This window comes from Rhizobium aethiopicum (assembly GCF_900094625.1).
Classification (GTDB): domain Bacteria; phylum Pseudomonadota; class Alphaproteobacteria; order Rhizobiales; family Rhizobiaceae; genus Rhizobium; species Rhizobium aethiopicum.
Window position 1 is genome coordinate 20812 of the sequence record NZ_FMAJ01000025.1, and the last position, 22417, is coordinate 43228.

Below are 22417 nucleotides of genomic sequence, written 5' to 3' on the forward strand. Positions count from 1 at the left end.
ATATCGCCGGCTTCAGCATCGCCTGTTCCAGCTCAAAATAGCCATCAACACTGGATTGTGGCCTTTCTGTATCCGCCAAATCCGTTGACATCATTCGACCCCCCTCTTATCTGTCACGCAACCTCGCGTCCAGAACAGTTTCCGGGCGTTTCAAGGCGTGCGCCTGATTTTCGGCTGGGCCGCGGACAAGAAACGTCGCGGATGAATATTGAGAAAGGACCAGTCACATGGTCAGCTTTGGCGGTATAGCCCGCAAGTTATTTGGATCGTCCAATGATCGCCGCGTGCGGTCCTACCAGCCGAACGTCGCCGCGATCAACTCCATCGAAGAGAAGACGAAGGCGCTGACGGACGAGCAGCTCGCGGCAAAGACGGTCGAATTCCGCGCTCTTCTCGCCGAAGGCAAGACGCTCGACGACATTCTGATTCCCGCCTTCGCCGTCGTGCGCGAGGCGTCGCGCCGCGTTCTCGGCCTGCGACCTTTTGACGTGCAGCTGATTGGCGGCATGATCCTGCACTCGAATGCGATCGCCGAGATGAAGACGGGCGAAGGCAAGACCCTCGTCGCCACCCTGCCGGTCTATCTGAACGCGCTTTCCGGCAAGGGCGTGCACGTCGTCACCGTCAACGATTATCTCGCCCAGCGTGACGCCGCGACCATGGGTCGCGTCTATGGCTTCCTCGGAATGACGACCGGCGTCATCGTCCACGGCCTCTCCGACGAGGAGCGCCGCGCGGCCTATGCCTGCGACATCACCTATGCCACCAACAACGAGCTCGGCTTCGATTATCTGCGCGATAACATGAAGTATGAGAAGAACCAGATGGTCCAGCGCGGCCACAATTTTGCGATCGTCGACGAAGTGGACTCGATCCTCGTGGACGAGGCGCGCACCCCGCTGATCATCTCCGGCCCGCTCGACGACCGCTCCGAACTCTACAATACGATCGACGCCTTCATTCCGCTGCTCGTACCGAGCGATTACGAAATCGACGAAAAGCAGCGCTCCGCCAACTTTTCCGAAGAAGGCACCGAAAAGCTGGAGAACCTTCTCCGCCAGGCTGGCCTCCTGAAGGGTAATGCGCTCTACGACATCGAGAACGTCGCGATCGTCCACCACATCAACAATGCACTGAAGGCCCACAAGCTCTTCCAGCGCGACAAGGACTATATCGTCCGCAACGACGAAGTCGTCATCATCGACGAATTCACCGGCCGCATGATGCCGGGCCGGCGTTATTCGGAAGGCCAGCACCAGGCGCTGGAAGCCAAGGAAAAGGTGCAGATCCAGCCGGAAAACCAGACGCTGGCTTCGATCACTTTCCAGAACTACTTCCGCATGTACGACAAGCTCGCCGGCATGACCGGCACGGCGCAGACGGAAGCGGAAGAATTCGGCAATATCTACAATCTCGATGTCATCGAGGTCCCGACCAACCTGCCGATCAAGCGTATCGATGAGGACGACGAGGTCTACCGGACCTTCGACGAGAAGTTCAAGGCGATCATCGACGAAATCCTCGATGCTCATAAGCGCGGCCAGCCGGTGCTCGTCGGCACGACCTCGATCGAGAAGTCGGAGCTGCTTGCCGAGCGCATGCGCAAGCAGGGCTTCGATAACTTCCAGGTGCTGAACGCCCGCTACCACGAGCAGGAAGCCTATATCGTTGCCCAGGCCGGTGTGCCGGGCGCCGTCACTATCGCTACCAATATGGCCGGCCGCGGTACCGACATTCAGCTCGGCGGCAACCTCGATATGCGCATCGAGCGCGAGCTCGGCGATGTCGAAGCCGGTCCGGAGCGCGACGCGAAAATCCAGGCAATCGTCGAGGAAATCAAAACCCTGAAGGAAAAGGCGCTCGCCGCCGGCGGCCTCTACGTGATCGCCACCGAACGCCACGAGAGCCGCCGTATCGACAACCAGCTGCGCGGCCGCTCCGGCCGTCAGGGCGACCCCGGCCGCTCGAAATTCTATCTGTCGCTTCAGGACGACCTGATGCGCATCTTCGGCTCCGACCGCATGGACAGCATGCTGACCAAGCTCGGCCTCAAGGAGGGCGAGGCAATCGTCCATCCCTGGATCAACAAGGCCCTCGAGCGCGCGCAGAAGAAGGTCGAAGCCCGCAACTTCGACATCCGCAAGAATCTGCTGAAGTATGACGACGTCCTCAACGATCAGCGCAAGGTGATTTTCGAACAGCGCCTCGAGCTGATGGAATCGACCAACATTTCCGAGACCGTCTCCGACATGCGACGCGAAGTAATCGAGGATCTGGTCGAAAAGCATATCCCCGAGCGCGCCTATGCCGAACAATGGGATGCCGCCGGCATGAAGGCCGGCGTTACCAATATCCTGAACCTCGATCTGCCGATCGAAGAGTGGTTCAAGGAAGAAGGCATCGGCGAGGACGATATTCGCGAGCGACTGACGCAAGCCGCCAACGCCCTCTTTACCGAAAAGGCCGAGCGCTTCGGCGACGACATCATGCATTATGTCGAACGCTCGATCGTCATGCAGACGCTCGATCATCTCTGGCGCGAGCACATCGTCAACCTCGACCATCTGCGCTCCGTCATCGGTTTCCGCGGTTATGCCCAGCGCGACCCGCTGCAGGAATACAAGTCCGAAGCCTTCGAACTCTTCACTGGCCTCCTCAACAATCTGCGCGAGGCCGTCACCGCCCAGCTGATGCGCGTCGAGCTGGTGCAGCAGGCGCCGGCCGAACCCGAGCCGCCGGTGATGCAGGCTCACCACCTGGATCCGACCACCGGCGAGGACGATTTCGCCCCGATCTACCAGGCCTCCGAAGTCATGGTCTCGCCCGAGAACCGCAATCCCGACGACCCCGCCACCTGGGGCAAGGTCGGGCGCAACGAGGCCTGCCCTTGCGGTTCCGGCAAGAAATACAAACATTGCCACGGCGCCTTCGAGCAGGTCTGAGACAAATCGTGAAACCTGGAAAATGCCGCCTCCGGGCGGCATTTTCGTTTCTGCGGCAGCTCCGACGAACCCGACCTGCACAGTCGAATGGCGGCTCAGTCCGGAACCGTTTCTTAACCCTGATCTGTCAAGACTTCAGGGGCGATTTGCCTGACCTCAGAGTTTTGCGTGTTCATCATGGCGGTCATAGAAACAGCGGAGAAACTGCTGCCCGCGGGCCTGCGCCCGGCCGGCGGCCGGACGCTCCGCATGCTTGCGGCCGTCCTCACTGAAGGTGGTGAAAAGGCCGCCGCGCAGCGCATGGCGCTGACGGCCTTCTCGATCCGCATCCTCAGCGCCGCCCTCGCCTTCATCTCGCAGATCGTGCTCGCACGGCTGATGGGCGAATATGAATATGGCATTTTCGTTTTCGTCTGGGTGCTGATCGTCGTCTTCGGCGATCTCTCCTGCCTTGGCTTCCACACCGTGATCGTCCGCTTTCTGCCGCAGTACAAGGCGGCGGGCGCCTTCGAGGAAATCCGCGGACTGACCGGCACGGCACGCATCTTCGCGATGCTGTCCGGCACGGCGATGCTCGCCGCCGGCATGATCGGGCTGCATTTCTTCGGCGATATGATCGAGACCTATTACCTCGTGCCGATTTTCCTCGGCCTGCTTGCCATGCCGATGATCGCACTCGGCGATATTCTGGAAGGCACGTCGCGGGCGAACCATTGGCCGGTAATGGCTCTGAGCCCGGTCTATATCATCCGGCCGATCCTCATCATCGCCTTCATGCTGATCGCGATTGCGATGGGCGCAGAGCATACGGCCGTCACCGCCATGCAGGCGGCGCTTGTTGCCACCTTCGTCACTGCACTCGGCCAATATAGCGCTACACTCTACCGCCTTCGGCGGCACTATGACGAAGGTCCCCGCAAGGTAGATTTCCTCGCCTGGCTCAGCGTCGCCTTCCCGATCTTCCTGATCGAGGGCGTGAGTTTCCTGCTCACCAATTCCGATGTCATCGTCGTCGGCATTTTCCTCGAGCCGCACGACGTCGCCGTCTATTTCGCCGCCGCCAAAACCATGGCGCTGGTGCATTTCATCAATTTCTCGGTCAAGGCGGCTTCCGGCCCGCGCTTTTCGGCGATCATCGCCGAAGGCGACCATGCCCAGCTGGCGGCCGCCGCAACCGACGCCGCCCGCTGGACCTTCTGGCCGGCGCTCGGCGTCGGCCTCGTCGTGCTCGCCGCCGGCCACCTGCTGCTGTCGCTGTTCGGCGGCGCCTTCACGTCGGGTTATCTGCTGATGGGGATCCTGCTCGCCGGCATCCTTGCCAAGTCACTGGTGGGTCCGGCCGAAACGCTGCTGATGATGGCGGGCAAGCAGAACCTCTGTGTCGCGCTCTATGCCGGCGCATTGGCGGCTAATGTCGGCCTCAACCTTTCCTTGATCCCGCATTATGGCATCGAAGGCACCGCCGTCGCCACCGCCTCGGCCATGGCGGTCGAGGCCATCCTCCTGCATGTCGCCGTGCGCCGCACGCTCGGCATTGTCCTCTTCGCCTTTGCCAGCCCCTCCGCCGCAACGCCAGAAATGAGAGTTCGATAGATGGTGCGCCTGCCCCCCGTTACCAAAAGCACCGACAGCATCACCAACCGCATGATTCATGATCTGGCGGCGCTGCATTTCGAAGCGCCGCAGGCCGAGGCCCGCGCCGAGATCGGCCGGCCGGGGCGCGAGCTTTGCCTCTATCCCGGCAAGCTCGGCTACGAACTTCAGGATGAGCTCGACTTCCTCTCCAACCGCTCCATGGAACCGAACGTCTTTTTCTCCGGCCGCTTCCTCGCACCCGCCATGCCGCGGATCGAAGACCGGCAGGTAAACTTCGCTCTGATCCGCGACCACAATGCCGGCCGCAGCCGGATGCGCTTCCTCCTGCCGTTTTCAGTCGATAGACCGGGTTTTGCCGTCGGCCCCTCGATCATCCGCGGCTGGTCGAACAGCTTCGGCCCGCTCGGTACGCCGCTCGTTGATAGCGAAGATGCGGCCGAAACCCTCGACAATTTCTTCGAGGGGCTCATCGCTCCTGATCTCAACCTGCCGAGCATCCTTGTCTTGCCGGATATGAGATTGAACGGAATTTTCGTGCGCATGCTGAAAGCCGTGGCACTCAGCCGCAACCTTCCCCTTACCGTGGCCAACCCCTATCTGCGGCCGATGCTGCAGAGCCAGGAGGAGGCGCCTGCCTATCTCGGCAAGACAATATCCTCCTCGCATATGCGCGAGATGCGCCGTCAGTGGCGCCTGCTGGAGGAACAGGGAACGGCCGTCTACGCAGTCGCCCGCCAGCCGCGCGAAGTCCATGTCCGCTTCGAGGAATTCCTGGCGATGGAGGCCGGCGGCTGGAAAGGCAAGCGGCGAAGCGCTCTCGTCACCGATCGCTACCATACCGCCTTCGCGCGCGAGGCCGTCTCGAACCTCGCCGCCGTCGACGCGGTGCGCATCCATACGATCGATCTCAACGGCAAGGCGATCGCCGCCATCGTGGTGTTGATGATGGGCGGCGAGGCCTATACCTGGAAGACCGCCTATGACGAGAACTATGCCCGCTATTCGCCGGGCAAGCTCTTGATGAGCGAACTCACGGAATGGCATCTCGACGATGCCAATATCGTGCGCTCGGATTCCTGCGCCGTCTCCGACCACCCAATCATGAGCCGTTTCTGGCAGGAGCGCGAGGAGATGGGAACCTTGGTTATCGGCCTAACGCAAAACGGCGACCGCGACATGCGCCAGGTTGCCGCCCAGCTCCACATGTATCGCAGCACCCGCAACATGGCCAAGATGCTGCGCCAGAAGATCATGTCGCTTGCGGGCCGGGGTTGAACAACTAACCTTCGGCGGCCGCCTTTTCCCGCAATAGACGGCGGATCACCTTGCCGGTCGTGGTCAGCGGCAATGACGGCACGAACTCCACCTCGCGTGGATATTCGTGCATCGAAAGCCGCATCTTCACCCATTCCCTGATGTCGGCGGCCAGCGCCTCGCTCGGCGACTGGCCGGGCGACAGCACGATATAGGCCTTGACGATCTCGGTGCGCACAGCATCGGGTTTGCCGACGGCGGCGGCAAGCTGCACGGCGGGATGGCCGATCAGGCAATCTTCGATCTCGGCCGGACCGATGCGATATCCGGACGAGGTGATGACGTCGTCGTCGCGGCCTTCGAAGGTGACGTAGCCGTCTTCGTCCTGCCGGCCGACGTCGCCGGTCAGCAGCCAGTCGTTGAGAAATTTTCGCTCGGTCGCCGCCGCATCGTTCCAATAGCCGAGGAACATGACTGGATCGGGACTGGCGATGGCGATCTGGCCCGATTCGCCCGCCGGCAATTCGTCGCCGGCCTCGCTGAGGATCGCGATGCGATGCCCGGGCACCGCCCGTCCGATGGCGCCCGCCTTGCTGACGCCAAAGGCGGCGCTCGACGACAGCACGAAATTGCATTCCGTCTGACCGTAAAATTCGTTGACGGTTATGCCGAGCGCGCGCTGCGCCCACTCATAGGTCTCACGGCCGAGCGCCTCCCCGGCCGAGCCTATGGTGCGCAGCACCAGATCATATTTCGATCGCGGATCCGAAACGGACCGCATCAGTCGCAGCGCCGTCGGCGGGATGAAGGCATTGCGCACCTTCATCTCCGCCATGATCCGATAGGCCATGTCGGCGTCGAATTTCTGGGCTGGCGACGAGACCACGGGAACGCCGAGCAGAAGGCTCGGCAGCAATGCGTTGAGCAGACCGCCGGCCCAGGCCCAGTCGGACGGGGTCCAGACCTTGTCGCCCGCCTCTGGAAAACCTTCATGGGCAAACTGCATGCCGGGAATATGCCCGGGCAGAACACGATGGCCATGCAGCGCGCCCTTGGGCGGCCCTGTCGTGCCCGAGGTAAAGATCATCAGCGCCGGATCGTCGGGCGTTGTCTTCTCTTCCGCGAAGACCGGCGAATGCGAGGCGATCAGATCAGCAAAGGAGAGGGCGTCGGCAGCGCTGCTGACACTGATCACATGTCGCAGCTCCGGCAGACGACCGCGGACCTGCCGGACGCGATCAAGGCCGAAATCATTGGTGACGATTGCCGCCGCACCCGAAATCCTCAGCCGATATTCAAGCGCCTCGACGCCAAACAGCAACGCCAGCGGTAGGGCGATCGCGCCCATTTTATAGATTGCAACATGAGCAATAACGGTCTGGAAGGACTGGGGCATCAGCAGAGCGACGCGATCGCCGCGCTTGATGCCGAGCGACGCCAGCGCATTGGCAAACTTCGAAGAGGAACTGGAAAGTTCGCCATAGGTCAGCGAAAGATGGTCGCCATCTGCGCTGAAATGCTCCAGACAGACGCGCTCCGGGTCTCTCGACGCCCATTCGTCGCTGACGGCGCGGCCGATATTGAAATCCTCCGGAATCCGCCAGGAAAAATCTCGGTAGAGATCGTCATAACGATCGAAAGACGGCAGTCGCATAGGCGGATTCCAGTGAAATGCTGCAGCAGCTAACACCTTGCTGCGGGGATGCGCAAGCCGCAGACCAAAACGGCGCCCCCATCACGCACTATTGCATTCACCGTCCGCAAATTCCTCGTTTACCCCCTGCGGCTTTGGCGGCGTCGCACTAGATCTTGAAACGCCGCGGGGGCATCTCAATTCTGGAGCCGTTTCATGGAATACGTCAAATTTGGAAAGACCGGTCTCGAAGTGTCGAAAATCTGCCTCGGCTGCATGACCTTCGGCGACCCTGCCCGCGGCAATCACGCCTGGAGCCTGCGGGAGGAGGAAAGCCGGACGATGATCAAGCAGGCGATCGACCTCGGCATCAATTTTCTCGACACCGCCAACACCTATTCCAACGGTTCCTCGGAGGAGATCGTCGGCCGTGCCATCAAGGACTTCGCCAAGCGCGAGGATATCGTGCTGGCGACCAAGGTGTTCAACCGCATGCGACCGGGCCCGAACGGTGCCGGGCTATCGCGCAAAGCGATCTTCGACGAGATCGACAATAGCCTGCGCCGCCTCGGCACCGACTATGTCGACCTCTACCAGATCCATCGTTTTGACTATACCACGCCGATCGAGGAAACGCTGGAAGCGCTGCACGATGTCGTCAAATCGGGCAAGGCACGCTATATCGGCGCCTCATCCATGTATGCCTGGCAATTCGCCAAGGCGCTCTACGTCTCCCGGCTGAACGGGTGGACCGAGTTCGTCAGCATGCAGAACCACCTGAACCTGCTCTACCGCGAGGAAGAGCGCGAAATGCTGCCTTTCTGCGAAGATCAGAAGATCGCCGTCATTCCCTGGAGCCCGCTGGCCCGCGGCCGCCTGACCCGCGACTGGGACGAGACGACGGCGCGCAGCGAAACCGACGAATTCGGCAAGACGCTTTACACGCAGTCCATCGACGCCGACCGCAGGATCGTCGATACCGTCGCCGAAATCGCCAGCGCCCGCGGCATCTCCCGCGCCCAGGTCGCCACCGCCTGGATCCTGCAGAAGAGCGTGGTGACAGCCCCGATCATCGGCGCATCCAAACCGAACCACCTGAAGGATGCCATTGCCTCGCTTTCGGTCAAACTGACCGCCGAGGAAAACGCGGCATTGGAAGCGCCCTATGTCCCGCACGCCGTCGCCGGCTTCAAGTAACCGCTGGCGGGGTCGAGCTGCCGGCGCATCGTCACGAGAAACTGCTCGGCAAGAGCCCTGTCCTCGACGGCGCGGGCAAGAATCACGGCACCCATCATCGATGAGAGGGTCGTCGCGGCATTAGCGCGGCGCTCCTCCTCGGTCTCGCCGGGAACGATATCGGCAAGCGTGTCGACCAGGACGGACAGCCCGTCGCTGAAGACCGCGCGGACGGCGCCACGGCTGCGGCTCACCTCTTGGATCAAAGTCGCGAAGACACAGCTGCCGCCTGGATCGTCAACCGTGCGCCAATGGATATAATGGTCGAGAAGTGCTTGCAGCGGTCTGTCCGGCGACTCGGCAATATGTTCCTTCCAGCGCGTCTCGACCTTGTCGATCAGCTTGCGGCTGACCTCAAGCGCCAGCTCGTCCTTCGAACCGAAGTGGCCGTAAAAGCCGCCATGCGTCAGCCCCGCCGCCTTCATGATGTCGGCGACGCCGACGCCGTCGAAACCGTTCTCTCGAAAAAGCACGCCGGCAACACTGAGGATTCTCTCTCGGTTTTCGGCAAATTTTTCGCGGCTGACCCGCATCTTCATCTCCAAAAATAGTCGCTTGACAAAATATATGATGTCCATCATCAATAAGCAAGAAATATGATGACCATCATGTAAATCCCTTTCCGTCTCTTCGCCACTTGAACTTCGAATGGAAGCTCCCTCATGGTTTCAACAGCCCTGGCCTCCTCCCTTGCGCGGCGCAACATTCATTACGGTTGGGTCGTCGTTGCCGCGACCTTCCTGACCATGCTGGTGACGGCAGGCGCCATGGGCGCGCCCGGCGTCCTCATCAAACCGCTCCAGGACGAGTTCGGCTGGGAAACCTCGCAGATTTCGTCCGCACTGGCGGTCCGCTTGATCCTTTTCGGTCTCATGGGTCCGTTCGCCGCCGCCTTCATGAATTATTTCGGCGTTCGAAAGGTCATCGTCTTTGCGCTGGCGCTGATCGGCGCAGGTTTCATCGGTTCGCTGTTCATGACGAAGCTTTGGCATCTGCTGGCGCTGTGGGGCGTTGTCGTCGGCTTCGGCACCGGCCTCACGGCCATGGTGCTGGCGGCAACGGTTTCGGCCCGTTGGTTCGTCAAGCATCGCGGCCTTGTCGTCGGCATGCTCTCGGCGAGCTCGGCAACCGGCCAGCTCGTCTTCCTGCCGCTGATGGCCGAACTCACCGAACGTTACGGCTGGCGCGCCACCGTGTTCTTCGTCTGCGCCATGATCATGGCTGCCGCGCTTCTCGTCCTTCTCTTCATGCGCGACCGCCCCTCGGACGTGAATCTGCCGTCACTGGGAGAAGCTCACGTGGCGCCTGCGCCGGCCCGCACCACGCTCGGCGCTGCCCTGATGACGCCGATCACCACGCTGCGCGAAATCTCGACAACCTCGACCTTCTGGATCCTCTTTGCCACCTTCTTCATCTGCGGCCTCAGCACCAATGGCCTGATCCAGACCCATTTCGTCACCCTCTGCGGCGATTTCGGCATCATGCCAGTGGCCGCCGCCAGTGTGCTGGCGGTCATGGGCATCTTCGATTTCTTCGGCACCATCGGCTCCGGCTGGCTGTCCGACCGGTTCGACAATCGCTGGCTGCTGTTCTGGTATTATGGCCTGCGCGGCCTGTCGCTGCTCTACCTGCCCTTCAGCGATTTCAGCTTTTACGGGCTCTCGATCTTCGCCATCTTCTACGGTCTCGACTGGATCGCCACCGTGCCGCCGACCGTCAAGATCGCCGCCGATCGCTTCGGCCGCGAAAAGGCCGGCATCGTTTTCGGCTGGGTCTTTGCCGGACACCAGCTGGGCGCCGCCACCGCCGCCTATGGCGCCGGCCTGTCACGCACGGAGCTCTCGAGCTACCTGCCCGCCTTCTTTGTCGCCGGCGCCTTCTGCCTGCTGGCTTCGGTCCTGGCGATCACCCTGAAGAAGTCCGGCCTGCCCAGCGCGGCACCTGCCGCCGCCCACTGATATGAAAAAGATCCGGCCTCGCAACCAGGCCGGATCCTCCAACGCGCCATTGCGATAACTTCGCCGGCCCGTCTTGCGCGCGCAGGCGCTCGCATGTTAGACAGCCGCCCGTCCGTATCCGTTGCCCCATTGGCGGAATTGGTAGACGCGCTCGACTCAAAATCGAGTTTCGAAAGAAGTGCTGGTTCGACCCCGGCATGGGGCACCAGCCTCCGCTTTGCGGGAGCAAAGAAGGCTGTCGCGCCGTCGTCCTGTCAGGAACGAAGGCGGACGGGACCCAACAGATCCCGCGCCTTCCCGAAAACTACTTGTTCTTCAGCAGCCACATCTTGCCGGCCATCGTGATGCCGTAGACATCTTTTGATGCGTCATCGTCGAGGTGCCGCCGTTCGAGGAAGCCCGGCTCTTTCAACTCGCCCAGCGTCTTTGCCGTGACCGATTTCACCTTCTGCGGCCGCTCTTTCCAGCGGTCGGTCTTTGCGTAGGTCACCGTCGCGTTCTGATGCGTCCATTTATTCGCCGGCTGAGGATAGAGATCTCCGGCCTTGGCGAGTTTGAGTGCGACGATCTGGGAAGGGGTAAGCTCAATCATACTGAAAAATTCCTGTGCGGGGTTCTGTGCGCTGGAATGCGCTTCGAACAAAGGGGGCTCATAACACCCCCTGATCACTTCCACCACCTCATTGCGCTGTCCGCGCCACACGAAAGGCGAAACCCGGCTTGCGGGAGCCGGGCTTCGTCTTTGCCCGCGGATCTGATCAGTAGCAGCGTCGGACCGTCTTGGTGACTTCGCCTTCATCGGTCTGGCGGGTGACGCTCCTGGTTTCGCAGCCATTGTCGCGATAACGGCGGTGCTCACGGTCGCGAACGGCTCCAAACGTCACGCCGCGTTCGCTGATGGTGATTCCGGGCCGCACCCGCTCATGACGATAGTCGTCGTCATAGGAACGCTCCCTGACATACACGCTGTCGGCGAGTACAGGCGCTGCAAAGGAGCAGGCGGCGAGGGCCGCCACGGTACAGTTCAGAATGATCTTTCGCATATCGTTCCTCCTTCTCGTGATCAAAGGCCAACGAAGCAGGAGAAAGGTGGTTCCGATATCGGCTGCGAGCCTGTCATCCTGGAATAGATGGGGAGCTCATTTGTTGGCGACCAAGCCAACGCCTCTCACCGCAGCCGTGGAATGCAAATCAACTGTTTAATTTTATTTGCACTTCGTACAGAGTGGCCGCCGTTACCATCAGACGAGGGCAGACGTGCATCAGGAAGTAGGACTCATCGCGACGGTCGCCGTCAGTTTCGTTTTCGCGGCGATCCTCGGTTATGGCGCCGACAGGCTCCGGCTGCCGCCGCTCGTCGGTTATCTGATGGCCGGCATCCTGATGGGGCCGTTTACGCCGGGCTTCGTCGCCGACACCCCCCTTGCCGGCCAGCTCGCCGAAATGGGCGTCATTCTGCTGATGTTCGGCGTCGGCCTGCATTTTTCCGCCTCCGATCTGCTCGCTGTACGCGGGATCGCCGTGCCGGGCGCGATCGGCCGGATTATCCTGGCCACTCTGTTGGGCATCGGCCTCTGCAAGCTCTGGGGCTGGAGCCTCGGCGCCGGCATCGTCTTGGGCCTCAGCCTTTCCGTGGCGAGCACCGTGGTTCTCCTGAAAGCGCTGGAAGAACGCAATCTCGTCAATGCGCCAAGCGGGCGTGTCGCCGTCGGCTGGCTGATCGTCGAGGATCTGGCGATGGTGCTGGCGCTGGTGCTGCTGCCAGCACTGGCAGAGCTTCTCGGCGGCCACGCCGTCGATGCCACCAATCACGGCCTCGGCGAGCTGCCGCTTGCGCTGACAATCGGGCTGACCCTGTTCAAGGTCGTGGCCTTCACCGCCATGGCGATCTTTCTCGGCCCCCGCATCGTGCCATGGCTGCTGACGATGATCGCCCGTACCGGCTCGCGCGAGCTCTTCACGCTGACGGTGCTGGCGATCGCGCTCGGCATCGCCTTCGGCTCCGCGGCGATTTTCGGCGTCTCCTTTGCGCTCGGCGCCTTTTTTGCCGGCGTCGTCATGAGCGAATCCCAGCTCAGCCATAGAGCGGCGGCCGATTCGCTGCCGTTGCAAAACGCCTTCTCCGTGCTGTTCTTCGTCTCTGTCGGCATGCTCTTCGACCCCTCGATCCTGGTGCGCCAGCCGCTGGCCGTGATCGGCGCCCTGGCGCTCGTCATCGTCGGCAAGGCCGTCATCACCTTCGCGATCGTTATGCTGCTGCGATATCCGATCGGCATGGGGCTGACCTTGGCCGGCGGCCTTGCTCAGATCGGCGAGTTTTCCTTCATCCTCGCCGGCCTCGGCGTGTCACTAGGGCTGCTGCCGCATGAAGGCCAGGATCTGATCCTTGCCGCAGCGATCCTGTCGATCACACTCAACCCGATCGTGATCTTCGCGACCGATGGCTTGAAAAAATATGTCCATTCTAAATGGCCCGTCCTCTTCGAAAGCTTCGGCAGAAAGAGGCAGAAGACGCTCGGCAGGGAGCTGGAAAAGATCAGGGCGCTCGGCGAGGAACGTGAACGCCAGCATCAGTTGAAGATGCAGCAGCTGATCGAAACCTTCCCGCTGTTTTCCCAGGTCGGCGAGGACGCGCAGGAAGAACTGCTGCTGCTCTTCAAGGCGAAGTCGGCGCCGCCCGGCGAACGTGTCATCCGTCGCGGAGACCGCGGCGACAGCATGTATTTCATCTCATCGGGCGCGGTCGAAGTGCGGCTCGCCAGCGGCGCAATCCGCCTGGAACCGGGCGCCTTCTTCGGGGAAATGGCGCTGCTGAGCGGCGGAAGGCGCACAGCAGACGTGATCGCCGTCGACTTCTGCCAGTTCGAAGTGCTAGAGCGGCGCGATTTCAACATGTTCATGTCGCACCATCCCAATCTGCGCGCCATCGTCAGCGAAATGGCGCAGAAACGCACGGAAATGAACGTGCTGCGTCAGCAATGGGAAAAATCGATGGATCTTTCCTGACGCTGAGATCGCCGATCCGACTTCCAAATCCGGGTGATTCTTAACCTGCCGGCCAATAGCCATCTGAGCGGAAATCGTCCGGGATCGGGTCGAGCCGCGATAAGGTCTCGGCTGCGAAATCGATCTGCAGCGACAGGTATTTCAGCGACGCCAGCATCGGCACGCCGGTGGCAAACTCCCGGATGCGCGACGGGTGGTAACCACTTTCCTTGAGCCGCCGGTTCGCTTCGTGGCGCACATCTTCCCGGCTCGGTCCCCGGCCTACTTCGGCCCAGTCATTCATTTGCACGGCCCGCCCAAGGCCGCCTTCGATCACTTTGAACATTCTCATGCCACCCTGCACGTCGACCCACGTAAAGCTTGCCGCAGAATGGCCGATTCGCAATCCTATTAAACCTTGAGAGGGGCGGCGACGCGTCCGGATCACAAAATTTTTAGACGGCGGTGGCACGAAGGACACGGGCGAGCATTTACAGCGCCGCACATGGACCCTAAAGCTTTTTTTGCACCGCAACAGGAAAGGAATGGGATGCTTCGCAGACTTTACGACTGGACCATGTCTCTGGCCTCGCGCAAATCGGCCGAAGTCTGGCTCGCCGTCATCGCCTTCGTGGAAAGCTCCGTCTTTCTCGTTCCCGCCGACGTGCTTTTCCTGCCGATGGCGCTCGCCAAGCCGGAACGCTCCTATCGCTATGCGCTGGTGGCGACCGTGGCCTCTGTCCTCGGCGGCATCGCCGGCTGGGCGCTCGGTTATTACGCCTATGAAACGGTGGCCCGGCCGGTTCTCGAATTCTACGGCAAGCTCGATGCTTTCGAACAGATGAAGGCCTATGTCAGCTACGAGACGATCCTGCTGTTGCTCGTTACATCGGGCCTCGCTCATCTGCCGCCGATCAAGATCGTGACCATTCTGTCCGGCGTCATCCACGTCAATCTTGGTCTGTTCATCGTTTCGGCAATCGTTGCGCGCGGCGCCCGTTTCCTGTTCCTCGCCTGGCTGCTGCGCCGCTACGGCGAGCCGATCCGGCATTTCGTCGAGAAGCGTCTCGGCCAGATCGTTGGCGTCGGTGCCGGTGCCGCGATCGTGTTATATGTCGGCTACCGCTCTTTCGCTCACTAGGCCCATTTTGCGGAGTTCCGCCATGACTGCCACCTCCTCGCCGCTCGCTCGCCCCGGTTTTACCTATTCCTTATTGCTCGCCATCGGCATGGCGGCGGCAGTCGGCACCGCACTTGGCTTCCAGTATATCGGCGGCTATATTCCCTGTGCACTCTGCCTCTTGCAGCGCCAGCCCTATTATTATGCCATCCCGATCGCCATGATCGGCGCGATAACCTCGCTCGTCGGCCTGCCGAACTGGATCACCCGGGCGCTCATTCTCGCGGCCGGCATCCTGATGCTGGTGACGGCAGGCATGGGCGTCTATCACGCCGGCGTGGAATGGCATTTCTGGCCGGGGCCGGCGACCTGCTCGACCACTGCAAACAGCATGACGGGCAATGCCGGCGATCTGCTCACCGAGCTCAATACGATCAAAGGCCCATCCTGCACCGATGCGGCGCTGAGAGTGCTTGGCCTGTCTTTTGCAGGCTGGAACGTGATCGCAGGCATTCTGCTCGCAGCTTTCGCCTTCGTCGGCGTCCGCAAATCTGCGTAAGGCGAACCTGTCAGGGCTGCAGTTCGCTATCCCAGTAGAGATAGTCGAGCCAGCTTTCATGCAGATAGTTGGGCGGAAACAGCCGGCCATTATTGTGCAGATCCTGCACCGTCGGCTGGTATGGTTTTTGCGCCGGGAACATGCCCGCCTGCTTCGGAAGTTTGCTGCCCTTGCGCAGATTGCAGGGCGAGCAGGCCGCCACGACATTCTCCCAGGTCGTCTCGCCTCCATGCGCCCGCGGGATGACGTGATCGAAGGTCAGGTCGTCGTGGGAGCCGCAATACTGGCACTCGAACCGGTCGCGCAGGAAAACGTTGAACCGGGTGAAAGCCGGATTGCGGGATGGCTGAACGTAAGTCTTCAGGCACACGACACTCGGAAGCCGCATCGAAAAGCTCGGCGAGGAAACCGAATGTTCATATTCCGCGATGATGTTCACACGGTCGAGAAATACCGCCTTGATCGCGTCCTGCCAGGACCAAAGCGACAAGGGGTAATAACTCAGCGGCCGGTAGTCAGCGTTCAGGACGAGCGCCGGCAGGGCCTGCGGGGAGACTGCAATCGTCAAGGGACTCTCCTGATCGATTCGGCATCTGCACCTGTATATTAGGCCGGTTGTTACAGGATTGTGAAGTCCAATAAATTCAGAGGATAAAGGCAATTTAAAGAGCGTTGCCGATCAGCCGGTCGGTACCATGTTGCGTCGCATTTTCGTGGCGTAGTAGGCCCAGAAAAGCCGGGCGGCCACCGAGCGCCACGGCGACCAGACCTCAGAAAGCTTGGCAAGCGCCTTTGCTTGCGGCCGCGCCGCAAGTCCAAGCGCGGCGGCGACGGCATTCTGCAGCGCGACGTCGCCGGCCGGAAAGACGTCGGCATGGCCGCCGCAGAACATCAGATAGACCTCCGCCGTCCACGGGCCGACGCCCTTCAGCGCCGTCAGCTCGCCAAGCGCTTCGTCCGGCGGCTTCAGGCAGAGTCCGGAAAGATCGAGGCGGCCGGAGACAACCGCTTCGGCGATCCGCGACAGCGTGTCGGCCTTGGCGCGCGACAAGCCGAATTCCCGCCATGCCTCCGGCGCGAGCATCACGTAATCTTCAGCCGTCAGCGGGCCGTCCGCCGGCAGCATGCGCCGCCAGATCGCCTCGGCGCTGGCGCGCGATACCATTTGCGAGACGATGATATGGGCAAGGCCGGCAAAACCCGGTTCGCGCAGCCGCAGCGGAACCGCCCCCGCATCTGCTGCGATCGGTGCAAGCCGCGGATCGAGGACCAGCAGCGCTTCGAGCCCCAGCCTGACGTCATCGTCGTTGCGGATGATCTGCACGCGTCCTCCCAGTGGTTCCAAACCAGAATCCGTGGCAGAAGAAAGCATGACCACGAGCGAGCGTCAAAAACCTGTCTTTCGTTTTGCGCCGAGTCCCAACGGATCGCTGCATCTCGGCCATGCGCTTTCGGCTTTTTTGAACCGCGACATGGCCGAAGCCGAAAATGGCCGCCTGCTGCTGCGCATCGAGGATATCGACCAGACGCGCTGCACCCCCGAATTCGAGGCCGGCATCCTGAGGGACCTCGACTGGCTGGGCATTGACTGGGAAAGCCCGGTGCGGCGGCAGTCGGAACATTTCCCGGAGTATCAGGCGGCGCTGCACGCGCTGATCGAGCGCGGCCTGGTCTATCCGGCTTTCCTGACGCGCGGCGAAGTGAAGGCGCGTGTCTCCGCCTACGAGGCAGCAGGCGAACCCTGGCCGCGCGATCCCGACGGCACGCCGCATTACCCGCCGATAGATCGCGAGCGGCCGGAGGCCGAATGGCGGGATATTCTTTCCTCCGGCAAAAAACACGCCTGGCGGCTCGATATGCGCAAGGCGCTCGAACTGATCGGCGAGCTGCTGTTCTGGACGGAAACCGGCAACGGCAGGACGGGCGAGATCGCCGCCGAACCCGACGTCTGGGGGGACGTCATCCTGTCGCGCTCGGATGCTCCCTCGAGCTATCACCTTTCGGTGGTCGTCGACGATGCACTGCAGGGCGTCACCCATGTCGTGCGCGGCCTTGATCTCTTCCACGCCACATCGGTGCACCGGCTGTTGCAGGTGCTGCTCGGCCTGCCGCAGCCCCTCTATCACCATCATCGTCTCATTCTCGACGCCGAGGGCCGCAAGCTTTCGAAAAGCGAAGGTGACAGTGGGCTTGCCGAATTGCGCGCCCGAGGCATGTCAGGGGCCGATATTCGCCGTCTTGTCGGGCTTTGATCGCCGTTCGACACGCTCTCTGCCGACGATCGAAAGCGTGTGGGAGAACATCCGGAAGACGCGGAATTTGATCAGCGCCGCGTTGATCTCTGCGCCGATGATGAAGATGACGCCGACCATGTAGAGGAAGATCAACACGATCATCACCGAGGCGAGACCTGCATAGGTCGCTGTATAATTGGCGAAGGTCGCGAGATAATAGGCAAAAATCAACGCGCCGGCGAGCCACAGAAGCAGCGTCAGCAGCACGCCGGGAATAACGTCGAACACGCGCCGCTTGCCGGCCGGCAACCACAGGTGCATGACCAGCAGCCCGACGGTCAGCACGACAAGCGTGCCGTAGATGCGCCAGCTGAAGACGACGTCGAGCGTATCGGCAAACAACGGCAACCACTTCCGGGCATAGTCGAGAGCCAATGGCACGGCCACCAGCAGGATACTGATCGCCGCGAAGATGATGACCGCGATCAGCACGTATCCGAGACTGGCGAGGCGGGTGAAATACCACGGCCGCGTTTCCTGCACCCGATAGGCACGGTTGAGCGAGATGCGCAGCGCTTCGACGCCGTTCGAGGCGAAATACGCGGCCGCCAGCACCGAGATCGTCAGCAGCCCGCCGCGCTGAATGGTCAGGACCTGGAGCACCTGGTCGGCGAGCGGCTTTGCGATCGCTTCAGGCCAGGTGTCGAAGATCAAATGAATGGCAGTGGAGGAAAACTGATCGGCGCCGAGGAAGCTTGCAAGCGCCGTGCCGAAGATCAGGAAGGGAAAAACCGCAAGCAGGCTCGACAGCGCCACGTGGCTCGCCATCGCAAATCCGTCGTCCTCGACCATGTGACAGATCGCGTCATAGACCACGTCGTAGATCGTGCGCAGCACCTTCCGCATTCCGTCCCCGGCTTCCAGATTGTATCCTCTGGCCGAATATGGGAAACGAGTCCCATTTTGTACAGGAATCATTCCATGGCGGAACAGCGCACCATCATCGTCACCGGCTGTTCCTCCGGCATCGGCGCTCATTGCGCCCGAGCGCTGAAAGCCGATGGCTGGCGTGTCTTTGCGACGGTGCGCAAGACGGAAGATCTGGCCGGGCTGGAAGAGGCCGGCATCGAAGCCTTCGTGATGGACTATGCAAGGGCCGAGACGATTTCCGACCTGGTCGCCGCGGTGCTCGACCGCAGCGGCGGCCGCATCGACGCGCTCTTCAACAACGGCGCCTATGGCCAGCCTGGCGCCGTGGAGGATCTGTCGACGGCGGCGCTGCGCGCGCAGTTCGAGGCGAATTTCTTCGGCTGGCACGAGTTGACGCGGCAGGTCATTCCCTCGATGCGCAAACATGGTCATGGACGCATCGTGCAATGCTCCTCCATTCTCGGCCTGGTTCCCTACCGCTATCGCGGTGCCTACACCGCCTCGAAATTCGCGCTGGAAGGCCTCAGCATCACTCTGCGCATGGAACTCCATGGCAGCGGCATCCATTTGAGCCTGATCGAACCCGGGCCGATCGCCTCGCGCTTTACCGCCAATGCGCTCGCAAAGTTCAAGGAAAACATCGACGTCGAGAATTCGCCGCACGCAGCCGATTATACCAGACAATTGGCGAGGCTTGATGGCTCGGGGCCGGTCAACCGCCATAAACTTGGCCCGGACGCGGTCTATTCGGTATTGAAACACGCATTGAACTCGAAAAAACCAAGGCCACATTATCCTGTAACGACTCCGGCCAGACAGGGCATGCTCCTGAAGCGGCTGCTTCCGGCGGACCTCTTCTACAATCTGATGCGCTGGACCGATTGACCGAGAAAGCTGAATGCCATGTCCACGGCCACCTATATCCTTGCGATCATCGTCATGGGCCTCGTCGCCCTCGTGCTGATCCGCGGTCTCTTCAACATGATGAAGGGCGGCGACGCCAACGTTTCCAACAAGCTGATGCAGCTTCGTGTTCTGTTGCAGGCAATTGCGGTAGTGCTGATCATGCTGACACTATGGTTCACCGGCGGCGGCCGCCCGACCTGAAGAAACCGTGGAGGGCTTTTTGATGATGCACGCCAACATATCTTCCCTCATTCCTCGCGTCCGCGCCGTGAATGACCACTGCCTGCCATTGAAAAAGTCTTCCGCGCCCACGGACTTGGGCGCACCGGATTCCTGTGACATCGCTCGGATCAAGCCCGAGGACAGGAATAAGGAAGATGAGGCGAGCGCCGGCTTGAGGAAGCTCCCCGACGCGGCGTGCGTCCGTATGCCGGCGCGAGTTTGGCGAGAAGGCCAACCCCACCCTCCGTCATCCTCGGGCTTGACCCGGGGTTCCATCCTCCTAACTGCTGACGGATGCGGTGTGGATGCTCGGGTCAAGCCCGAGCATGACGGACGTTGGGGGGACGCGACAGCCCTCCCCCCGATCGGCGGTGCTGCATGGTGAGACTCAACAAGATCTACACGAAGACAGGCGACGACGGCACGACCGGGCTGGCTTCCGGCCGACGACGGAGGAAGGACGACCTGCGCGTCGAAGCCTATGGCACGATCGACGAGACCAATTCCGCGATCGGCCTGGCGCGGCTTTATACGACAGGCGTGCCCGACCTCGACGCGATGCTGATGTCGATCCAGAACGATCTCTTCGACCTCGGTGCCGATCTTGCCACTCCCGACACCGGTGAGCCTCCAGCCTATGAGCCGCTGCGGATTGTCGAGACGCAGGTCGAGCGGATCGAGCGTGATATCGATCGGCTGAACGCCGATCTGAATCCGCTGAAATCCTTCATCCTGCCGGGCGGCAGTGCGGCCGCCGCACACTTGCATCTGGCCCGCACGATCGCGCGCCGGGCCGAACGCCTGATGGTGACGCTTGCGCGCAGGGACGATGAAATCATCGGCGAGACAGCGATGAAATATATCAATCGCCTCTCGGATTTTCTCTTCGTCGCGGCCCGTCACGCAAATGACCGAGGTCGTGCTGATGTGCTTTGGGTTCCGGGAAAAAACAGATAGGTTTGCCGCGATCACGATCGCCGGGGGGCCTTATGTTCATACCACTTCACGATGCTAATACGCTGAAGCATATCAAGGTCCAGTGGGTGACGCTGGCCTTGATCGCGCTGAATTTCGCCGTCTGGCTCTTCACCAGTCTGGAGAGCGAACTGGCTGCCCAGGCGACGACGGTCGGCCTTGGCTACATCCCGGCAGTCGCCTTCGGCCACGCGCAATTGGCACAGGGATTGGAAATCGTGCCGGAGCCGCTGACCTATCTCACCTATTCCTTCGTCCATACGGGCTTTTGGCATCTGGCCTCCAACATGGTCTTCCTCTGGGTCTTCGGCGACAACGTCGAGGATGCGTTGGGGCACATGCGTTTCCTGCTTTTCTACCTGCTCTGTGCAGCTATCGGCGCCCTCTGCCATGGTCTGTTGACAACGGCGTCGGAAGCGCCGCTGGTCGGCGCTTCCGGAGCGATCTCCGGCGTTGTTGCCGCCTATGTCATGCTGCATCCGCGCGTCCGGGTCTGGGTGCTGGTGTTCCTGCGTGTGCCCTTGCCACTGCCGGCCTTCGTGCCGCTGCTTTTGTGGATCGGGCAACAATTCTTCATGTTGGCGATTGCGCCCGATGGCGACGTTTCCTGGGGCGCCCATGTCGGCGGCATTCTTGCCGGTGCCCTGCTGGTCCTCGTCCTGCGCCGCCCCGGGGTGCCGCTCTTCGACCGGCAAATCGTTACACCCCGTGCCGTAAGGGGTGAAGCCGCCCCCGTTGCGGCCGGCGCGGTCGAGCGTCAGCGTCTTCCTTGGGGCCGAGGCCGGCGCTAAACAGATATATTGACGCGTACGTAAACGTTAATATATTGCCGAGGAATCTCTGCCGGCGTTAGGCAAGCGTTGAATTTGGAGGAAAAACGCGTATCCATGTCGCCATTCGACAATCGAAGCGGCGCTTGAGCGCGCATTTTCCTAACAACCTCGCGAAATCAGTTTTTCTTGAAGGAAGGCCCCATGAAGATTCTCGTGCCCGTCAAGCGGGTTGTTGACTACAACGTGAAGATCCGGGTGAAGCCGGATGGTTCCGGTGTCGAGCTTGCCAATGTGAAGATGTCGATGAACCCGTTCGACGAGATCTCGGTTGAAGAGGCGCTGCGGCTGAAGGAAGCCGGCAAGGCGGAAGAAGTGGTGGTGGTGTCGATCGGCCCCGCCAAGGCCGAGGAGACGCTGAGGACGGCGCTGGCCATGGGTGCCGACCGGGCGATCCTGGTCGAGACCGAGGATCAAGTCGAGCCGCTCGCCGTCGCCAAGATCCTGAAAGCGGTGGCCGATGCCGAACAGCCGGGGCTTGTGATCACCGGCAAGCAGGCGATCGACGACGATTCCAACCAGACCGGCCAGATGCTGGCGGCGCTCTTGGGCACCGCCCAGGCGACCTTCGCCTCGAAGATCGAGATCGGTGACGGCAAAGCGACCGTGACCCGCGAGGTCGACGGCGGCCTGCAGACGATCGAGATCAAGCTGCCGGCGGTCGTCACCACCGATCTGCGCCTCAACGAACCGCGTTATGCCTCGCTGCCGAACATCATGAAGGCGAAGAAGAAGCCGCTCGACAAGAAGGCTCCCGCCGATTTCGGCGTCGACACGACGCCGCGGCTGAAGGTGCTGAAGACCGAGGAGCCATCCGGCCGCAAGGCCGGCGTCAAGGTCAAGTCGGTCGCCGAACTCGTCGACAAGCTGAAGAACGAAGCCGGCGTGCTGTAACGGCTTGGAACAGGAGCAACTATCATGACCATTCTTCTTCTGGCCGACCATGACGGCAATCATCTTTCCGACCAGACCGCCAAGGCGCTGACGGCGGCAAGCCAGATCGGCTCTGACATTCACATCCTCGTTGCCGGCAAGGC

General features: G+C 61.4%; 22 protein-coding genes, 1 tRNA gene and 1 pseudogene. 16 read left to right on the forward strand and 8 right to left on the reverse strand.

Annotated elements, in window-relative coordinates; all coding sequences use genetic code 11:
- Nucleotides 1-227: 227 nt before the first annotated feature.
- From secA to GA0061105_RS29150, 3 genes are all read left to right on the forward strand, one after another.
- Complete coding sequence (secA, locus tag GA0061105_RS29140) at nucleotides 228-2942, forward strand: preprotein translocase subunit SecA (protein WP_064697581.1); 2715 nt, start codon at nucleotides 228-230, stop codon at nucleotides 2940-2942.
- A gap of 177 nt (nucleotides 2943-3119) precedes the next feature.
- Nucleotides 3120-4535 carry a lipopolysaccharide biosynthesis protein gene (locus GA0061105_RS29145; protein ID WP_064697580.1) on the forward strand — a complete coding sequence of 472 codons (1416 nt, stop codon included), beginning with the start codon at nucleotides 3120-3122 and terminating at the stop codon, nucleotides 4533-4535.
- Complete coding sequence (locus GA0061105_RS29150; RefSeq protein ID WP_064697579.1) at nucleotides 4536-5813, forward strand: GNAT family N-acetyltransferase; 1278 nt, start codon at nucleotides 4536-4538, stop codon at nucleotides 5811-5813.
- A gap of 4 nt (nucleotides 5814-5817) precedes the next feature.
- On the opposite strand, the gene GA0061105_RS29155 is transcribed toward GA0061105_RS29150, so the two are convergent.
- The gene (locus GA0061105_RS29155; protein ID WP_064697578.1) at nucleotides 5818-7446 is read right to left on the reverse strand and encodes an AMP-binding protein; all 1629 of its coding nucleotides are present in this window, start codon (nucleotides 7444-7446) and stop codon (nucleotides 5818-5820) included.
- 195 nt (nucleotides 7447-7641) lie between these two features.
- Here GA0061105_RS29155 and GA0061105_RS29160 point away from each other — a divergent pair, with 195 nt between their 5' ends.
- The gene (locus GA0061105_RS29160; protein ID WP_092754586.1) at nucleotides 7642-8622 is read left to right on the forward strand and encodes an aldo/keto reductase; all 981 of its coding nucleotides are present in this window, start codon (nucleotides 7642-7644) and stop codon (nucleotides 8620-8622) included.
- Here the strand turns inward: GA0061105_RS29160 and GA0061105_RS29165 are convergent.
- Entirely contained in the window at nucleotides 8589-9194 is a 606-nt protein-coding gene (locus GA0061105_RS29165; protein WP_064697600.1) for a TetR/AcrR family transcriptional regulator, read from the reverse strand. The genes GA0061105_RS29160 and GA0061105_RS29165 overlap by 34 nt on opposite strands.
- A gap of 129 nt (nucleotides 9195-9323) precedes the next feature.
- Here GA0061105_RS29165 and GA0061105_RS29170 point away from each other — a divergent pair, with 129 nt between their 5' ends.
- Entirely contained in the window at nucleotides 9324-10619 is a 1296-nt protein-coding gene (locus GA0061105_RS29170) for an MFS transporter (protein WP_092754589.1), read from the forward strand.
- Between the two features lie 123 nt (nucleotides 10620-10742).
- Nucleotides 10743-10827, forward strand: a tRNA-Leu gene (locus GA0061105_RS29175).
- A 96-nt stretch (nucleotides 10828-10923) separates the two neighbouring features.
- On the opposite strand, the gene GA0061105_RS29180 is transcribed toward GA0061105_RS29175, so the two are convergent.
- Entirely contained in the window at nucleotides 10924-11211 is a 288-nt protein-coding gene (locus tag GA0061105_RS29180; protein WP_064697599.1) for a hypothetical protein, read from the reverse strand.
- 166 nt (nucleotides 11212-11377) lie between these two features.
- Nucleotides 11378-11662: a hypothetical protein gene (locus GA0061105_RS29185; protein WP_092754592.1), complete on the reverse strand. Its 285-nt coding sequence runs from the start codon at nucleotides 11660-11662 to the stop codon at nucleotides 11378-11380.
- Between the two features lie 214 nt (nucleotides 11663-11876).
- On the opposite strand from GA0061105_RS29185, the gene GA0061105_RS29190 reads away from it, so the two are divergent.
- Nucleotides 11877-13625 carry a cation:proton antiporter domain-containing protein gene (locus tag GA0061105_RS29190; RefSeq protein WP_092754595.1) on the forward strand — a complete coding sequence of 583 codons (1749 nt, stop codon included), beginning with the start codon at nucleotides 11877-11879 and terminating at the stop codon, nucleotides 13623-13625.
- A gap of 40 nt (nucleotides 13626-13665) precedes the next feature.
- Here the strand turns inward: GA0061105_RS29190 and GA0061105_RS29195 are convergent, their stop codons facing one another.
- Nucleotides 13666-13956, reverse strand: coding sequence for a hypothetical protein (locus tag GA0061105_RS29195; protein WP_064697573.1), 291 nt, complete (start codon nucleotides 13954-13956; stop codon nucleotides 13666-13668).
- A gap of 198 nt (nucleotides 13957-14154) precedes the next feature.
- Here GA0061105_RS29195 and GA0061105_RS29200 point away from each other — a divergent pair, with 198 nt between their 5' ends.
- Together GA0061105_RS29200 and GA0061105_RS29205 are read left to right on the forward strand one after the other, a co-directional pair.
- A complete protein-coding gene (locus GA0061105_RS29200) occupies nucleotides 14155-14745 on the forward strand; it encodes a YqaA family protein (protein ID WP_064697572.1) in 591 nt (196 codons plus the stop codon).
- Between the two features lie 22 nt (nucleotides 14746-14767).
- Complete coding sequence (locus GA0061105_RS29205; protein WP_092754598.1) at nucleotides 14768-15283, forward strand: disulfide bond formation protein B; 516 nt, start codon at nucleotides 14768-14770, stop codon at nucleotides 15281-15283.
- Nucleotides 15284-15293: 10 nt separating this feature from the next.
- Here the strand turns inward: GA0061105_RS29205 and GA0061105_RS29210 are convergent, their stop codons facing one another.
- A complete protein-coding gene (locus tag GA0061105_RS29210; protein WP_064697570.1) occupies nucleotides 15294-15851 on the reverse strand; it encodes an HNH endonuclease in 558 nt (185 codons plus the stop codon).
- Between the two features lie 111 nt (nucleotides 15852-15962).
- Nucleotides 15963-16655 (reverse strand): DNA-3-methyladenine glycosylase family protein, encoded by a 693-nt coding sequence (locus GA0061105_RS29215; RefSeq protein ID WP_092754601.1) that lies wholly within the window; start codon nucleotides 16653-16655, stop codon nucleotides 15963-15965.
- Here GA0061105_RS29215 and gluQRS point away from each other — a divergent pair.
- A complete protein-coding gene (gene gluQRS / locus GA0061105_RS29220; RefSeq protein ID WP_092754604.1) occupies nucleotides 16654-17535 on the forward strand; it encodes a tRNA glutamyl-Q(34) synthetase GluQRS in 882 nt (293 codons plus the stop codon). The two genes, GA0061105_RS29215 and gluQRS, sit on opposite strands and share 2 nt — an antisense overlap.
- Here gluQRS and GA0061105_RS29225 read toward each other — a convergent pair.
- Entirely contained in the window at nucleotides 17500-18423 is a 924-nt protein-coding gene (locus tag GA0061105_RS29225) for a YihY/virulence factor BrkB family protein (protein WP_064697567.1), read from the reverse strand. The genes gluQRS and GA0061105_RS29225 overlap by 36 nt on opposite strands.
- Before the next feature lie 75 nt (nucleotides 18424-18498).
- Here GA0061105_RS29225 and GA0061105_RS29230 point away from each other — a divergent pair, with 75 nt between their 5' ends.
- The 6 genes and pseudogenes from GA0061105_RS29230 to GA0061105_RS32210 all read left to right on the forward strand — a co-directional run.
- Nucleotides 18499-19332 (forward strand): SDR family oxidoreductase, encoded by an 834-nt coding sequence (locus tag GA0061105_RS29230; protein WP_092754607.1) that lies wholly within the window; start codon nucleotides 18499-18501, stop codon nucleotides 19330-19332.
- Between the two features lie 18 nt (nucleotides 19333-19350).
- Nucleotides 19351-19554: a twin transmembrane helix small protein gene (locus tag GA0061105_RS29235; protein ID WP_092754610.1), complete on the forward strand. Its 204-nt coding sequence runs from the start codon at nucleotides 19351-19353 to the stop codon at nucleotides 19552-19554.
- Nucleotides 19555-19953: 399 nt separating this feature from the next.
- Nucleotides 19954-20532 (forward strand): cob(I)yrinic acid a,c-diamide adenosyltransferase, encoded by a 579-nt coding sequence (locus GA0061105_RS29245; protein ID WP_092754616.1) that lies wholly within the window; start codon nucleotides 19954-19956, stop codon nucleotides 20530-20532.
- 32 nt (nucleotides 20533-20564) lie between these two features.
- Nucleotides 20565-21341, forward strand: coding sequence for a rhomboid family intramembrane serine protease (locus GA0061105_RS29250; RefSeq protein ID WP_064697562.1), 777 nt, complete (start codon nucleotides 20565-20567; stop codon nucleotides 21339-21341).
- A gap of 183 nt (nucleotides 21342-21524) precedes the next feature.
- Nucleotides 21525-22274 (forward strand): electron transfer flavoprotein subunit beta/FixA family protein, encoded by a 750-nt coding sequence (locus tag GA0061105_RS29255; protein ID WP_092754619.1) that lies wholly within the window; start codon nucleotides 21525-21527, stop codon nucleotides 22272-22274.
- Nucleotides 22275-22298: 24 nt separating this feature from the next.
- Nucleotides 22299-22417 (forward strand): annotated as a pseudogene (locus GA0061105_RS32210) (electron transfer flavoprotein subunit alpha/FixB family protein); the annotation flags it as partial.

Bases quoted from the DNA above. Each gene is read 5' to 3' on its own strand.
- secA (WP_064697581.1), top strand. From the start codon at position 228: ATGGTCAGCTTTGGCGGTATAGCCCGCAAGTTATTTGGATCGTCCAAT.
- GA0061105_RS29145 (WP_064697580.1), top strand. From the start codon at position 3,120: ATGGCGGTCATAGAAACAGCGGAGAAACTGCTGCCCGCGGGCCTGCGC.
- GA0061105_RS29150 (WP_064697579.1), top strand. From the start codon at position 4,536: ATGGTGCGCCTGCCCCCCGTTACCAAAAGCACCGACAGCATCACCAAC.
- GA0061105_RS29155 (WP_064697578.1), bottom strand. From the start codon at position 7,446: ATGCGACTGCCGTCTTTCGATCGTTATGACGATCTCTACCGAGATTTT.
- GA0061105_RS29160 (WP_092754586.1), top strand. From the start codon at position 7,642: ATGGAATACGTCAAATTTGGAAAGACCGGTCTCGAAGTGTCGAAAATC.
- GA0061105_RS29165 (WP_064697600.1), bottom strand. From the start codon at position 9,194: ATGCGGGTCAGCCGCGAAAAATTTGCCGAAAACCGAGAGAGAATCCTC.
- GA0061105_RS29170 (WP_092754589.1), top strand. From the start codon at position 9,324: ATGGTTTCAACAGCCCTGGCCTCCTCCCTTGCGCGGCGCAACATTCAT.
- GA0061105_RS29180 (WP_064697599.1), bottom strand. From the start codon at position 11,211: ATGATTGAGCTTACCCCTTCCCAGATCGTCGCACTCAAACTCGCCAAG.
- GA0061105_RS29185 (WP_092754592.1), bottom strand. From the start codon at position 11,662: ATGCGAAAGATCATTCTGAACTGTACCGTGGCGGCCCTCGCCGCCTGC.
- GA0061105_RS29195 (WP_064697573.1), bottom strand. From the start codon at position 13,956: ATGAGAATGTTCAAAGTGATCGAAGGCGGCCTTGGGCGGGCCGTGCAA.
- GA0061105_RS29200 (WP_064697572.1), top strand. From the start codon at position 14,155: ATGCTTCGCAGACTTTACGACTGGACCATGTCTCTGGCCTCGCGCAAA.
- GA0061105_RS29205 (WP_092754598.1), top strand. From the start codon at position 14,768: ATGACTGCCACCTCCTCGCCGCTCGCTCGCCCCGGTTTTACCTATTCC.
- gluQRS (WP_092754604.1), top strand. From the start codon at position 16,654: ATGACCACGAGCGAGCGTCAAAAACCTGTCTTTCGTTTTGCGCCGAGT.
- GA0061105_RS29215 (WP_092754601.1), bottom strand. From the start codon at position 16,655: ATGCTTTCTTCTGCCACGGATTCTGGTTTGGAACCACTGGGAGGACGC.
- GA0061105_RS29225 (WP_064697567.1), bottom strand. From the start codon at position 18,423: ATGCGGAAGGTGCTGCGCACGATCTACGACGTGGTCTATGACGCGATC.
- GA0061105_RS29230 (WP_092754607.1), top strand. From the start codon at position 18,499: ATGGCGGAACAGCGCACCATCATCGTCACCGGCTGTTCCTCCGGCATC.
- GA0061105_RS29235 (WP_092754610.1), top strand. From the start codon at position 19,351: ATGTCCACGGCCACCTATATCCTTGCGATCATCGTCATGGGCCTCGTC.
- GA0061105_RS29245 (WP_092754616.1), top strand. From the start codon at position 19,954: ATGGTGAGACTCAACAAGATCTACACGAAGACAGGCGACGACGGCACG.
- GA0061105_RS29250 (WP_064697562.1), top strand. From the start codon at position 20,565: ATGTTCATACCACTTCACGATGCTAATACGCTGAAGCATATCAAGGTC.
- GA0061105_RS29255 (WP_092754619.1), top strand. From the start codon at position 21,525: ATGAAGATTCTCGTGCCCGTCAAGCGGGTTGTTGACTACAACGTGAAG.